This is a genomic window from Pseudomonas sp. BF-R-30, assembly GCF_019956175.1.
In the GTDB taxonomy this organism is placed as follows: Bacteria; Pseudomonadota; Gammaproteobacteria; order Pseudomonadales; family Pseudomonadaceae; genus Aquipseudomonas; species Aquipseudomonas jessenii.
This window is the reverse complement of the sequence record NZ_JAHBDE010000019.1, coordinates 21761-35478: the sequence shown is the minus strand read 5'-3', so window position 1 is coordinate 35478 and position 13718 is coordinate 21761. Positions and strand designations below refer to the sequence as shown.

At 58.7% G+C, this 13718-nt stretch carries 10 protein-coding genes; 6 read left to right on the top strand and 4 right to left on the bottom strand.

The features are described 5' to 3' along the window. Positions 1 to 54: 54 nt before the first annotated feature. From clpP to KGB20_RS11795, 6 genes are all read left to right on the top strand, one after another. Positions 55 to 690: an ATP-dependent Clp endopeptidase proteolytic subunit ClpP gene (clpP, locus tag KGB20_RS11820; RefSeq protein WP_223532307.1), complete on the top strand. Its 636-nt coding sequence runs from the start codon at positions 55 to 57 to the stop codon at positions 688 to 690. Between the two features lie 112 nt (positions 691 to 802). Then, positions 803 to 2086: an ATP-dependent Clp protease ATP-binding subunit ClpX gene (gene clpX, locus KGB20_RS11815; RefSeq protein ID WP_008048848.1), complete on the top strand. Its 1284-nt coding sequence runs from the start codon at positions 803 to 805 to the stop codon at positions 2084 to 2086. A 250-nt stretch (positions 2087 to 2336) separates the two neighbouring features. Beyond that, positions 2337 to 4733, top strand: coding sequence for an endopeptidase La (gene lon, locus KGB20_RS11810; RefSeq protein WP_056722330.1), 2397 nt, complete (start codon positions 2337 to 2339; stop codon positions 4731 to 4733). A 149-nt stretch (positions 4734 to 4882) separates the two neighbouring features. After that, positions 4883 to 5155 (top strand): HU family DNA-binding protein, encoded by a 273-nt coding sequence (locus KGB20_RS11805; RefSeq protein ID WP_002552737.1) that lies wholly within the window; start codon positions 4883 to 4885, stop codon positions 5153 to 5155. A 235-nt stretch (positions 5156 to 5390) separates the two neighbouring features. Then, a complete protein-coding gene (locus tag KGB20_RS11800) occupies positions 5391 to 7262 on the top strand; it encodes a SurA N-terminal domain-containing protein (protein ID WP_223504057.1) in 1872 nt (623 codons plus the stop codon). A gap of 203 nt (positions 7263 to 7465) precedes the next feature. Next, positions 7466 to 8323: a DUF2242 domain-containing protein gene (locus KGB20_RS11795; protein ID WP_223532305.1), complete on the top strand. Its 858-nt coding sequence runs from the start codon at positions 7466 to 7468 to the stop codon at positions 8321 to 8323. A 344-nt stretch (positions 8324 to 8667) separates the two neighbouring features. On the opposite strand, the gene KGB20_RS11790 is transcribed toward KGB20_RS11795, so the two are convergent. From KGB20_RS11790 to KGB20_RS11775, 4 genes are all read right to left on the bottom strand, one after another. Beyond that, a complete protein-coding gene (locus KGB20_RS11790) occupies positions 8668 to 9708 on the bottom strand; it encodes an AraC family transcriptional regulator (protein ID WP_159390272.1) in 1041 nt (346 codons plus the stop codon). Between the two features lie 2 nt (positions 9709 to 9710). Beyond that, positions 9711 to 10841: a carbon-nitrogen hydrolase family protein gene (locus KGB20_RS11785; RefSeq protein WP_223532303.1), complete on the bottom strand. Its 1131-nt coding sequence runs from the start codon at positions 10839 to 10841 to the stop codon at positions 9711 to 9713. A 201-nt stretch (positions 10842 to 11042) separates the two neighbouring features. Next, on the bottom strand, positions 11043 to 12371 hold the full coding sequence (locus KGB20_RS11780) for a TolC family outer membrane protein (protein ID WP_223532301.1): 1329 nt from the start codon (positions 12369 to 12371) through the stop codon (positions 11043 to 11045). Position 12372: 1 nt separating this feature from the next. After that, positions 12373 to 13713, bottom strand: coding sequence for an HlyD family type I secretion periplasmic adaptor subunit (locus tag KGB20_RS11775; protein ID WP_159390269.1), 1341 nt, complete (start codon positions 13711 to 13713; stop codon positions 12373 to 12375). Positions 13714 to 13718: the final 5 nt, after the last annotated feature.

Below are 13718 nucleotides of genomic sequence, written 5' to 3'. Positions count from 1 at the left end.
TCGAGCTGGCTTATGCGTATTCAAGACATAACTATTTGGGAGTGACTGCAGAGCATGTTCCGTAATTCGTATATTCAGCAGAACTCTGATATCCAGGCCGCTGGCGGCCTGGTCCCGATGGTTGTCGAGCAGTCCGCTCGTGGCGAGCGCGCCTACGACATCTACTCGCGTCTCCTCAAGGAGCGGGTGATCTTTCTGGTGGGTCCCGTAGAGGACTACATGGCCAACCTGATCTGTGCGCAATTGCTGTTCCTTGAAGCGGAAAACCCGGACAAGGACATCCATCTCTATATCAACTCCCCGGGCGGTTCGGTGACGGCGGGCATGTCGATCTACGACACCATGCAGTTCATCAAACCCAACGTGTCGACCACCTGTATCGGTCAGGCGTGCAGCATGGGCGCGTTCCTGCTGACGGCCGGTGCACAAGGCAAGCGTTACTGCCTGCCGAACTCGCGTGTGATGATTCACCAGCCACTGGGCGGTTTCCAGGGCCAGGCGTCGGATATCGAAATCCATGCCAAGGAAATCCTCTTCATTCGCGAGCGTCTCAACACGCTGATGGCCCTGCATAGCGGGCGTACTCTCGAAGAAATCGAGCGCGATACCAACCGCGACAATTTCATGAGTGCAGAAGCCGCGCGTGAGTACGGGTTGATCGATGAAGTGATCAGCCAGCGCCCTGCTTAAAATAAGCAGCTCAAAATAAGGTTGGTCGGCGGGTCCGATCACCGGCGGGCTTGAAAAAGCCCGCAATAGCCTTCATCTTGTGTTGCAAGCCTATCGGATTTGGATCGAACGAATGACTGACACCCGCAACGGCGAGGACAACGGCAAGCTGCTCTATTGCTCCTTCTGTGGCAAAAGCCAGCATGAAGTACGCAAATTGATTGCCGGCCCCTCGGTCTTTATTTGCGACGAGTGCGTCGACCTGTGCAACGACATCATCCGCGAGGAGGTGCAGGAAGCACAGGCCGAAAGCAGCGCGCATAAATTGCCTTCGCCTAAAGAAATCAGCGGCATCCTTGATCAGTATGTGATTGGTCAGGAGCGTGCGAAAAAGGTTCTGGCCGTAGCGGTGTACAACCACTACAAGCGCCTGAACCAGCGTGACAAAAAGAATGACGACGTCGAACTCGGCAAGAGCAACATCCTGCTGATCGGCCCGACAGGCTCGGGTAAGACCCTGCTTGCCGAAACACTGGCCCGCTTGCTGAACGTTCCGTTCACCATCGCCGACGCAACCACCCTCACCGAGGCGGGTTACGTGGGTGAAGATGTCGAGAACATCATTCAGAAGCTGCTGCAGAAATGCGATTACGACGTGGAAAAGGCCCAGATGGGCATTGTCTACATCGATGAAATCGACAAGATTTCGCGCAAGTCTGACAACCCGTCGATCACCCGGGACGTTTCCGGTGAAGGCGTGCAGCAGGCCCTGCTCAAGTTGATCGAAGGCACGGTCGCTTCCGTTCCGCCTCAAGGTGGTCGCAAGCATCCGCAGCAGGAATTCCTGCAGGTCGACACCCGTAACATCCTGTTCATCTGCGGTGGCGCGTTCTCTGGTCTTGAGAAGGTCATTCAAAACCGTTCCACCAAGGGTGGCATCGGTTTCAACGCAGAAGTGCGCAGCAAGGAAGAAGGCAAGAAAGTCGGTGAGTCCCTGCGTGAAGTCGAGCCTGACGATCTGGTCAAGTTCGGTCTGATCCCGGAATTCGTCGGTCGTCTGCCGGTACTTGCCACGCTGGACGAGCTCGACGAGGCCGCATTGATGCAGATCCTCACCGAGCCGAAAAATGCTCTGACCAAGCAGTATGCCAAGCTGTTCGAGATGGAGGGCGTGGATCTGGAATTCCGGACCGACGCTCTGAAATCGGTCGCCAAGCGTGCCCTGGAGCGTAAAACCGGTGCCCGTGGCCTGCGTTCGATTCTCGAAGGTGTATTGCTCGACACTATGTATGAAATCCCCTCGCAATCGGAGGTGAGCAAAGTAGTGATCGATGAAAGCGTGATAGAAGGCAAGTCCAAGCCACTGTATATCTATGAAAACAGTGAGCCGACCGCCAAGGCTGCGCCAGACGCATAAGCGTCACGCAGCTTGAATAAAGAAGGGGCCTTCGGGCCCCTTTGCTATTTCGGGATCTGGCCTGCAGGAGCCGGCTTGCCAGCGAAGGCGGTCTTTGAAGGCGTATCCGGCCCGTCACAGCAGCTTCCGTATGCTGCAATCTTTCAAGTGGTTCTTTTATCCGCTTGTTTTTTTCCTGGGCAGCCCCCATCTTGGTTTCAAGCTTACTTCCATCTGTTTACGGCCTTATGGCCGCCGTAGAGGCGAAATCATGAAGACAACCATCGAATTGCCTCTCCTGCCATTGCGTGATGTCGTGGTTTATCCGCACATGGTTATCCCGCTGTTCGTGGGGCGCGAGAAATCCATCGAAGCCCTCGAGGCTGCGATGACGGGTGACAAGCAGATCCTTCTGCTGGCCCAGAGAAACCCGGCTGACGACGATCCCGGTGAAGATGCCCTGTATCGCGTTGGTACGATTGCCACCGTTCTGCAGCTGCTCAAGCTGCCTGACGGAACGGTCAAGGTTCTGGTCGAAGGCGAGCAGCGGGGCGCTGTCGAGCGCTTCAGCGAAGTGGACGGCCACTGCCGTGCCGAAGTCTCCCTGATCGACGAAGTTGAAGCACCAGAGCGCGAATCGGAAGTGTTCGTTCGCAGCTTGCTGTCCCAGTTCGAGCAATACGTGCAGTTGGGCAAGAAAGTCCCGGCTGAAGTCCTGTCGTCGCTCAACAGCATCGATGAGCCAGGCCGCCTGGTGGACACCATGGCCGCGCACATGGCGCTGAAGATCGAACAGAAGCAGGAAATCCTCGAAATCATCGATTTGTCGGCCCGGGTCGAGCACGTTCTGGCGTTGCTGGATGCCGAGATCGATCTGCTGCAAGTCGAAAAACGCATTCGCGGCCGCGTCAAGAAACAAATGGAGCGCAGTCAGCGCGAGTACTACCTGAATGAGCAGATGAAGGCCATTCAGAAAGAGCTCGGCGACAGTGACGAAGGCCACAACGAAGTCGAAGAGCTGAAAAAGCGTATCGATGCCGCCGGCCTGCCGAAAGACGCGCTGGCCAAGGCGACGGCCGAGCTGAACAAGCTCAAGCAGATGTCGCCGATGTCCGCGGAAGCGACCGTGGTGCGTTCGTACATCGACTGGCTGGTTCAAGTGCCGTGGAAGGCCCAGAGCAAGGTGCGCCTGGACCTGGCGCGCGCGGAAGACATTCTGGATGCCGACCACTATGGCCTCGAAGAGGTCAAGGAACGCATCCTCGAATACCTCGCCGTGCAAAAGCGCGTGAAGAAAATTCGTGGACCGGTGCTGTGCCTGGTCGGTCCTCCCGGGGTGGGTAAAACGTCCCTGGCGGAGTCGATTGCTCACGCCACCAACCGCAAATTCGTGCGCATGGCCCTCGGTGGCGTGCGTGACGAGGCGGAAATTCGTGGCCATCGCCGTACTTACATCGGTTCGATGCCAGGAAGATTGATTCAAAAGATGACAAAAGTGGGTGTCCGCAACCCGCTGTTCCTGCTCGATGAAATCGACAAGATGGGCAGCGACATGCGTGGCGATCCGGCATCGGCGTTGCTGGAAGTGCTCGATCCCGAGCAGAACCACAACTTCAACGATCACTATCTGGAAGTCGATTACGACCTGTCCGATGTGATGTTCCTGTGCACTTCGAACTCGATGAACATCCCGCCGGCGTTGCTGGACCGGATGGAAGTGATCCGTCTGCCGGGCTACACCGAAGACGAGAAGATCAACATCGCCGTCAAATACCTTTCGCCTAAGCAGATTACGGCCAACGGCCTGAAGAAAGGCGAGCTGGAGTTTGACGCAGAAGCGATCCGCGACATCATCCGCTACTACACCCGTGAAGCCGGTGTGCGTGGGCTGGAGCGCCAGATTGCCAAGGTCTGCCGCAAGGCCGTCAAGGAACATGCGCTGGAGAAACGCTTCTCGGTGAAAGTCACCGCAGACATGCTGGAGCACTTCCTGGGCGTGCGTAAATTCCGCTACGGCCTGGCCGAGCAGCAGGATCAGATTGGCCAGGTGACCGGGTTGGCGTGGACTCAGGTGGGCGGCGAACTGCTGACCATCGAAGCGGCCGTCGTACCGGGCAAGGGCCAGTTGATCAAGACCGGTTCCCTGGGTGACGTGATGGTCGAATCGATCACCGCGGCCTTGACCGTTGTCCGCAGCAGGGCGAAGAGCCTGGGGATCCCTCTGGACTTCCATGAGAAGCGCGACACACACATCCATATGCCGGAAGGGGCGACTCCAAAGGATGGCCCTAGCGCCGGTGTAGGCATGTGCACGGCCCTGGTATCGGCATTGACCGGCATTCCGGTACGCGCGGATGTCGCCATGACCGGCGAGATCACGTTGCGTGGCCAGGTCTTGGCCATTGGCGGCTTGAAAGAAAAACTGCTGGCTGCCCACCGTGGCGGAATCAAGACTGTGATCATTCCTGAAGAGAATGTGCGCGATCTCAAAGAGATTCCGGACAATATCAAGCAGGATCTACAGATTAAACCGGTTAAATGGATTGACGAGGTCCTGCAAATTGCGTTGCAATACGCGCCGGAGCCCTTGCCGGACGTGGCTCCGGAGATAGTCGCGAAGGATGAGAAACGCGACGCAGATTCTAAGGAAAGAATTAGCACGCATTAGTACGTATTTGCCTGGGGGGCTTTCTTGACAGCTTTTTAGAGCCCTTGTTATAAAGCGGCTCTTAAGTGTCTGTAGGCCATTCAGCACTCGTTTTTGCTTTCACCAAAAAAACTTAGAATCATACTCAAATAGATATAAGGGGACTTAGAGTGAACAAGTCGGAACTGATTGATGCTATCGCTGCATCCGCTGATATCCCGAAAGCTGCTGCTGGCCGTGCGCTGGACGCTGTAATCGAATCCGTCACTGGCGCTCTCAAGGCTGGCGACTCTGTTGTTCTGGTTGGTTTCGGTACCTTCTCCGTAACTGATCGTCCGGCTCGCATTGGTCGTAACCCACAGACCGGTAAGACGCTGGAAATCGCAGCAGCCAAAAAACCAGGTTTCAAAGCCGGTAAAGCACTGAAAGAAGCTGTCAACTAAGTTCGATTCAGGTTTTTACCCATCCGGGTCGGGGTCATGCCTGACTTGGCAGCGGAGCGGCAGTCCTGACTGCAGGTCGCCGGTTCAAGACACCGAGGGTCGCCAGTTCGAGCCCCTCGATCCGCTCCGCCAGTTACGAGAAGGCGCATCCTCGGATGCGCCTTTCTTCTATCCGGATTCTACCCACGCTCCACGGTTGCCTAATTTTTGAAGTTCAACCGTTTCTGGGGGACGCATGCTGCAGAATATCAGGGACAATTCACAAGGCTGGATTGCCAAGACTATTATCGGGGTCATCGTTGCACTGATGGCTTTGACCGGTTTCGACGCCATTTTTCAGGCCACGACGAACACGAATGAAGCGGCGAAGGTCAATGGCGAAGAAATCAGCCAGAACGAACTGAGCCAGGCGGTCGATATGCAACGCCGTCAGCTCATGCAACAGCTGGGCAAGGATTTCGATGCTTCCTTGCTCGATGAAAAAATGCTGCGCGAGTCGGCTCTCAAGGGCCTGATCGATCGCAAACTGCTGCTGCAAGGCGCAGAAAACTCGAAATTCGCCTTTTCCGAAGCAGCTCTGGATCAGGTCATCCTGCAAACGCCTGAGTTTCAGGTGGATGGCAAGTTCAGCTCCGAGCGTTTCGACCAGGTGATTCGCCAACTCGGCTATACCCGTATGCAATTCCGCCAGATGCTGGCTCAGGAAATGCTGATTGGTCAGCTGCGTGCCGGTCTCGCCGGTAGCGGTTTCGTAACCGATGCACAGGTACTGGCGTTTGCCCGTCTGGAAAAACAGACCCGCGATTTCGCCTCGTTGAACATCAAGGCCGACCCGGCAGCGGTGAAGCTGACCGACGATGAGGTCAAGGCCTACTACGACGAGCACGCCAAGGAATTCATGACGCCGGATCAGGTGGTCATCGATTACCTTGAGCTGAAGAAGGCTTCCTTCTTCGATCAGGTCAGCGTCAATGACGAAGACCTGCAGGCGGCCTATCAGAAAGAAATCGCGAACCTGTCCGAGCAACGCCAGGCGGCGCACATTCTGATTGAAGTGAATGACAAGACCACCGAGGCGCAAGCCAAGGCGAAGATCGAAGAGATCCAGGCTCGTCTGGCCAAGGGCGAGAAATTCGAGGCGCTGGCCAAGGAGTTCTCCCAGGATCCGGGTTCGGCGAACAACGGCGGTGACCTGGGTTATGCCGGTCCTGGCGTCTACGACCCGGCGTTCGAGAAAGCTCTGTATTCGTTGGCCAAGGACCAGGTTTCCGCGCCGGTTCGCACCGATTTCGGGTTCCACCTGATCAAGCTGTTGGGCGTGGAAGCGCCTGAAGTTCCGACATTCGCCAGCCTGAAAGACAAGCTGACCCGCGAATTGAAGGCCCAGCAGGTCGAACAGCGTTTTGTCGAGGCGACCAAGCAACTGGAAGACGCTTCATTCGAAGCGTCGGACCTGGCGCAACCGGCACAAGACCTGAAACTGAACGTCCACACGTCCAAGCCGTTCGGCCGTGAAGGCGGTGAGGGTATTGCAGCCAACCGTGCCGTGATCACTGCCGCGTTCAGCCCGGAGGTCCTGGATGAGGGTGCGAACAGCACTGCCATCGAGCTCGATCCGGAAACCGTGGTCGTGTTGCGTGCCAAGGAGCACCTGAAGCCTTCGCAATTGCCGCTGGAAAGCGTCTCTGCTGCGATCCGTGTGCAATTGGCCAAGGAACACGCCAGCGCCGATGCCAAGACCAAGGCTGACGCCCTGATTGCCAGCCTGCGCGATGGCAAGACCCCGCTGGATCAGGCGGTCGACGGCCAGGCCTGGAAAGTCACGGAAGCGGCGACTCGTGCTCAGGAAGGGGTCGACCCTGCGGTGCTGCAAGCGCTGTTCCGCATGGCGAAGCCTGCGTCCAAGGACAAGCCGACCTTCACCAGCGTGACACTGGGTGATGGCAACCTGATGATCGTGCGCCTCAATGGCGTGAACGAAGCAGCGGCGCCGACCGAAGAAGAGAAAGCACAGTATCGTCGCTACCTCGCTTCGCGCATCGGCCAGCAAGACTTCGCGGCTTACCGCAAGCAGCTGGAAAGCCAGGCGGAGATCAAGCGTTACTGATGCCTGATCAGGTTTAGCGCTGCACAAAAGACCCCGGCCGGAAGGCCGGGGTCTTTTTGTTTGGCCGTACGTCACTTGCCGCGGTGACTTTTGCGCAAAACCGGGGTCAATCAGCCTGTAACCGTTTTAAGACACGATCGATGCTCCGCTAAGCATCGATCTGTTGCACAATATGCCCCGAACCGTTTTCCTCAGGATGTTCAATGTTTAAATCACTTCCCATGCGGGTTGTCGGGCTGGCAGCCGTGCTTGCCACTGCGGCCGGTTGTTCATCGAACAAGACCGCCATCTATGAGCATGAGAATTTCGACGACTCCGGTACCTTTTCCCGAAACTATCCGGTCACCGATATCCAGAGCTGTGAAGCCGCTCGTCGTGCCTTGCTCAGCCAGGGTTACATCATCACCAGCAACGATTCGAAGCTGGTCAGCGGTCACAAGAGCTTCCAGCAGACCGGCGAGAACCACATGGAGATCAGCTTCAGCGTGGTCTGTACCGATGACGGCAGCGAAGGGCACCACGCGACCGTATTCGCCAACGCCCTGCAGGATCGTTATGCGCTGAAGAAGACCAACAACTCCGCCAGTCTCGGTGTGGGTGTGTTGGGCTCGGTGTCGATGCCGATCGGCTCCTCCGATGACTCGATGGTCAAGGTCGCCAGTGAAACCGTATCGTCTGCCAAGTTCTACGAGCGTTTCTTCGCACTGGTCGAACTGTTCCTGCCGCCGGAAGCGAAAAAGGCTGCGCACATCCCCGAAAAGCCGAAAACGGACCTGGGCATGCCTGAAGCCCAGGCAGCGCCGGCACCACTGGCACCTGCCCCGGCAGCGGCTCCCGCTGTAGAGCCTGCTGCACCAGCGCCTGCACCTGCACCTGCATCCATTGAAACGGCTCCAGCGGCCTCCGAGCCGGTTGCCCCGCCTCCTGAAGCGGCGCCGATCACGCCGACCGAGCGTGTAGAGCCTGCATCGTTCCAGGAAATCGTCACGCCACCGTCGAACCCGAGTGACTTGCCTGCGCCGAGCGAACCCATCCCGGCGATGCCTGCCTCAGGCCAGTGATGGATATGCCACGGGATCGGGTCGGATGACCCGATCCCGTGGCCAGCCAAAAGATTGACCCTCGTCAACCAAGACCACTGTTCTGTGGCCTCCCGCGAAAAAATCCGATGATAAATTCCTGACCAGCTGCTACGTTTTATTCAGTAGCGACAGAGTGTCGTTTCCGCGTCATTTTTCTTTCACGCGGGCACTTTATGCTCAGGGAATTGGTCATTTATTCAGACGTTTTTCAGCATGGGTTGGGGGATTCAAAAATGGACGAATATCAAGAAGAGCTGCTCGAGTACCAGGCTTTCGAACTGGACCCACTGGAGCCGGCGGAAGACGCTACCGAGTTGTAGGCATCAGGCGGATTGGCGATGACTTCGGCGAAATTCGCCGGGGGTCTGTCCGTTCCAGCGTTTGTATGCGCGTTGAAACGCTTCGGCTGAGGCAAAACCCAGCAGGTAGGCGATCTCTCCGAACGCCAGTTCGGTGTCGCGTATGTAGGTCATGGCCAGGTCGCGACGGGTGTCGTTGAGAATTGCACGAAACTGCGTGCCTTCTTCGGCGAGCTTGCGGCGCAGGGTCCAGGTGGGCAGCTTCAGGCGTGCCGCCACCTCTTGCAGGTCGGGTTCCCGGCCACCATTGAGCAAGGGGCCCAGTAGCGCGATGATACGTTCGCGCAGGCTGCGGGTGCGTGTCAGTTGTTCCAGTTCTCGCTCACACAGTTGCAGCAAATGCCGCCAGGTACTCGGGCAATGCTCGGGGTTGCGCTGGGCGAGACTTTCCAGGCTCAAGCGCAGTTGATTGCGCTCGCCGCCAAACTGAATCGGACAGTCACCCAACACGTCATAGGCCGCGCGGTAGCCGGGCTCCTCGAATTCGATCTCGATGCGTTCGGCGCGCAGCGGGGCAGGGCTGACACTGGACAATTGCTGCAACCAGCCGGCGATGATCGAATCCACCACAAAGCGGTTGTAGGCGTTATAGGGGCTGATCGAATAGAAGCGCAGCCAGGCGCCCTGGGCGTCTTCGTGAAAGCTTGATTGACCCCGATAATTGGAGCCGTACAAGGTTTCGAATCGAATCAGGCAGCGTGCGGCTTCTCGTACGGTCGGCGCCTGGGCCGCAGTGACGCCAGCAAGGCCAGCCTGGCTCAGGCGACTGAGCTGGCCCATGCGCAAGCCAAGGGCCGGGTTGCCGGTCAGTTGAATGGCGCTGTGGCCCAGGCGCATGTAGCGCGGTATCGACAGTCGGGCACCGGCTTCGCTCAGGCGCCCGGCGTCGAGGCCGTATTGATCGAGCAGTGGCTGAGGATCGATGCCATGACTGCGCACGGCATCGGCCAGGCTATGAACAAAGCCCACCGACAGATCGCCCAGGCGCATCGGCTGCGGCTTCATGGCTACAACCAGAGGTTCAGCAAACGCGCACCATGGGCATTGCCGTCGGCAAAATGCTGGCCGTTGCTGCTGAGGAAACTGTGTCCGGCGCTGCCCTGATCCCAGAACTGACCCCGCAGGAACACACTCATGCCAGCGACGGCTTGACTGGCAGGTGTCCGGGTCGTGAGATTCAGGCGCTGCCAGGCCTGGCCTTCACTGACTTCTCCAGGCTTCAAGATGACCGATGTCGGCGCTGACGAGCCCCTGTAGCCACGCCACGGTTGATCCCAGGTGCCACGGCCGGCAACAAAGGCCGGTACCGCGACCAGTTGCACGCTTTGGTCGTTGAGCTTGAGGTAGTTTTCCGGGTACCAGCTGTCGTGACCGATCAATACGCCCAGCCTTCCCGCGGGGGTATCAACGACATTGAGCGAGTGCTCGCCGTTCGCCTTGATCCCGTTCTGTTCTGCGAAGAACGGGTGTATCTGGCGCTGGGGCTGGCCGATCGGCAGGCCCTCGCTGTTGAACACCACGCTGCTGTTGTACAGCGCGCCGCGGCCGATTCTCAAGGTGCCGTCGATGATGCTCGGTTCGGGCAGTACGATGGAACCCGCCACCAGCGTCACGTGGAATTCCCTGGCCAGCCCTCCGAATAATGCCTGGTAGTCTCTGGCCATCGCCTTGGCTTTCATGCGCAGGTGGGCATCGTCCAGACGGTTGCCGCCCTCGGCGCTGATCAACGCCTTGGCGAACTTCAGGGGATTGCTCACCGCCAGCCAGTTCATGGCCTCCTTGAGAGTGCTGGCCTGATACAGCTCATCCTTCTCGCCGCTGACCATCAGCCAGGTACCGACGTGCTCCGGCAACACGACGACGGTCTTGCCGTTCAACAGACCCTGGTCCCGGGCTGCTTGCAGATAGGCCGCGAGCTTGCGGTGCAAACGCTCGGGGCTTTGATAATCGGTGGGAAACAGTTCGGGCTGAATGCCCAACAGATTGCCGCGGTCCGCAGGTGTGCCCTGGTCGACAGCCAGGTTGATCCGCAGATCCGAAAGGTAATGACCCACCGGCCGGTCTGCGGCCCACATCGCGTAGGTCGTGAGGGTGGCGAGCAACGCCATGGAAAATGTCAGGTACAAAAGTTTGCGCATGGGGAAACAGTTTACAGCCTGGAACTGGTTCGAGCATAAAGGGAATCAAGGCCTTAGTGGGCAAATTTCAAGCGTTGGCTGTTTTTTTCGCTGGCGGCTGCCTTTCTGCGCCGCGCCGCGGCCATGAATGGCTGGATGGGGATCATGGGAGGAGGGGCGCCGGTCAGCCATCATTCGGCTTGACCGGCAGGCAGGTGAGCGTCAGTTGGTGACCAGCAGTTCCGGGCCGAGGTAGTCGTTGATCTGGTCGATATCGTCGTCGCCCAGGCTGCCCACCGAAGAGGCCAGGCGCAGGCGCGACATCAAATAACGCAACTTGGCATCGAACAGATCGTGGCGTGCGACGAAGAGCAGTTCTTCGGCATTGAGAACGTCCGAGTTGGTGCTGGTGCCGCCCTCCTTGAAACCCTTGCGTGACGATGCCAGTGAGCGTTCGTTGGACGCTACGGCCTTCTCCAGCGCGCGAATGCGTTTGGCGCCGCTCAGGATGCCTTGATACTCACGGGTGGTTCCAGTGATGACTTCCTGTCGTGCGGCGTCCAGTTCATCCGAGGCCTTGTCGCTATTGGCACTGGCCTGGCGTGTCAGTGCGCTGACGCCGCCACCGCTGAACAGCGGGAAATTGACTTCCAGTCCGACCGAACTGTAGCGGTTGCGTTGATTCAGCTCGGAGAGTGATTGGCTCTCACCCGCTGTGTAGCCGGCAACGAAATCCAGGGTTGGCCAGTGGCCGGCCCTGGCGCGCTTCACTTCCTCTTCGGCGAGTTCGCGGCTATAGCGGCGCGCATGGAGCAGCGGGCTATCGGTCTGGGCTTTGACCAGCCAATCCTGCAGGTTGCTCGGCTGCAGCGGTGGTGTATCGAAACTCGGACGCAAGGTGGTCAGCGATTCGGGGGGTTCACCGATGTATTCCTCGAGCTTGCGGCGCGCGTTGACCAGGTTGTCTTGCGCTTCGATCAGTTCCGCTTCGGCGAGGTCGCGACGGGCGGCCGACTCGTCGATGTCGGTGACGGTGCCGGCCCCCAGTTCCATGCGCCGTTTCGCCGAGGCGAGTTGTTCGTCGAAGGCGTTCAGCTTGGACTTGGCCAGGGTGATGGTTTCGCTGGCCAGGAGCACATCGAAATAGCTTTCGGCCAGGCGCACCGCGGCGTCCTGGCTCTTGGCATCGAATACCGCGTTGCTATAGTCGGCACGCTGCTGACCCTGGCGGTATTCGGCCATTTTCTGTTTGTTGAACAGTGGTTGGCGCAGGCGCAGGTTTGCGCCCTTGGAGTCGTAGTCGAGATCCCTTTCGATACCGCTCTGGCGTTGTGTGCCATTGACCTTGTTGTCGTAGGCCGAGGCATTGATCTGCGGTAGCAGGCCGGCCTTGCCGATAGCGCGGTTTTCCCCGCCGGCCTTTTTTTCATGCACGGCGGCCTGATAGATAGGGCCCTGGAACTGCAACAGATCCCAGGCTTGCTTGAGGTCCATGGCGTCGGCCGGCAAGGCCAACCCCAGCAGGCAGAAGAGCAGGCAATGACGGTCCATTTCATTGTTCCTTGAATGAGCTGTCCACACGTTCGAGCATTGGTTTAAGAAGATAGCTCAACATATTGCGTTCGCCGGTCTTAATGGTGACGCTGGCGGGCATGCCAGGGCGAATGTGATTGGTGCCAAGCAGGCTCATGCCATCGGGGGTGACTTCCACCTGGGCCAGATAGAACGGCTCCTTGCTTTCCTCGTCCATCAGGCGGTCGGCGGAAATGGTCATCACGCGGCCGGGGATGTTTGGCGTCTGGGCATGGTTGAAGGCCGGGAAGGAAATGTCCACGGGCAGGCCGGGGAACATCTTGTCGATGGCCTGCACGGGAATCATCGCGTCGACCTGCAACGGTTCGTTGAGCGGAACGATTTCCATGATCTTGAAGCCGGGCTGAATGATCCCGCCGACGGTGGCTATGCTCAGGGCCTGGACCATGCCGTCGATCGGCGAACGAATCACCGTGTGGGTCACTTCGTAGTCGAGGGCGCGCAAGCGGTCGGCCAGGGTGGTGTTTTCCTTGGCGGTTTCCGTCAGCTGCGACTCGACTTCCTTCAGGTAATCGTGCTGGCGCTGCAGGATGCGCAGCTTGATTTCGGTGGTCTGGCTACGCACGCGGGCGATGTTGTTGAGGTTCTCGGCCTGGCCGGCGGAGAGGTCGGCATTGCTGCGTTCCAACTCAAGCAGGCGGTTGCGTGGCACATAGCCTTCGGCCGCCAGTACGCGGGTGCCTTGCAGTTCCTGGTTGAGGAAGCTGATCTGCGAGGCGCGGGCGCCATAGACCTGCTGCAGGCCCTTGAGTTGTACTGCCGACGCCGCCAGGTTTTCCTGCAGGATGCTGATTTCGCCAGCGAGACCGGCGCGCCGGGTATCGAGCAGGCGCTGTTGCAGGTCCATGGCGGCTTCCAGGCGATGGTCACCCTTGAAGCGCTTGAGCAGTTCGGGATCGAAGTTCACCACGTCGCGGCCGTCACGTTCCGCTTCCAGACGGTTTTCCACCGTCTTGCTGACGATGTACTGGGCGCTGACCGCACCCTGTTCGGCAGCGGCACGCAATGAGTCGAGGCGGACCACCTCCTGGCCTTTTGTCACCAGATCGCCTTCGCGAACGAGAATGGCCTCCACGGTACCGCCGCTCAGATGCTGCACGGCTTTGCGATTGCTGGTGACCTTGACCGTGCCTGTCGCTACCACGCCGGCATCCAGTGGCGCCAGCCAGGACCACAGGAGGAAGCCGCCGAAGCCGGCAAGCACCAGCCACACGCCCCACCGCGCGGGTTTGCCGACGTCCAGGTCTACCACGCTCCTGGGATCGGCTGTAATCATCTCGGTATGTTGGCTCATTTGCATGATCG

Excerpts from the sequence above, each read along its gene's own strand:
- KGB20_RS11795 (WP_223532305.1), top strand. The coding sequence starts at position 7,466 with ATGTTTAAATCACTTCCCATGCGGGTTGTCGGGCTGGCAGCCGTGCTT.
- KGB20_RS11780 (WP_223532301.1), bottom strand. The coding sequence starts at position 12,371 with ATGGACCGTCATTGCCTGCTCTTCTGCCTGCTGGGGTTGGCCTTGCCG.
- clpP (WP_223532307.1), top strand. The coding sequence starts at position 55 with ATGTTCCGTAATTCGTATATTCAGCAGAACTCTGATATCCAGGCCGCT.
- KGB20_RS11785 (WP_223532303.1), bottom strand. The coding sequence starts at position 10,841 with ATGCGCAAACTTTTGTACCTGACATTTTCCATGGCGTTGCTCGCCACC.
- KGB20_RS11775 (WP_159390269.1), bottom strand. The coding sequence starts at position 13,713 with ATGCAAATGAGCCAACATACCGAGATGATTACAGCCGATCCCAGGAGC.
- clpX (WP_008048848.1), top strand. The coding sequence starts at position 803 with ATGACTGACACCCGCAACGGCGAGGACAACGGCAAGCTGCTCTATTGC.
- KGB20_RS11790 (WP_159390272.1), bottom strand. The coding sequence starts at position 9,708 with ATGAAGCCGCAGCCGATGCGCCTGGGCGATCTGTCGGTGGGCTTTGTT.
- KGB20_RS11800 (WP_223504057.1), top strand. The coding sequence starts at position 5,391 with ATGCTGCAGAATATCAGGGACAATTCACAAGGCTGGATTGCCAAGACT.
- lon (WP_056722330.1), top strand. The coding sequence starts at position 2,337 with ATGAAGACAACCATCGAATTGCCTCTCCTGCCATTGCGTGATGTCGTG.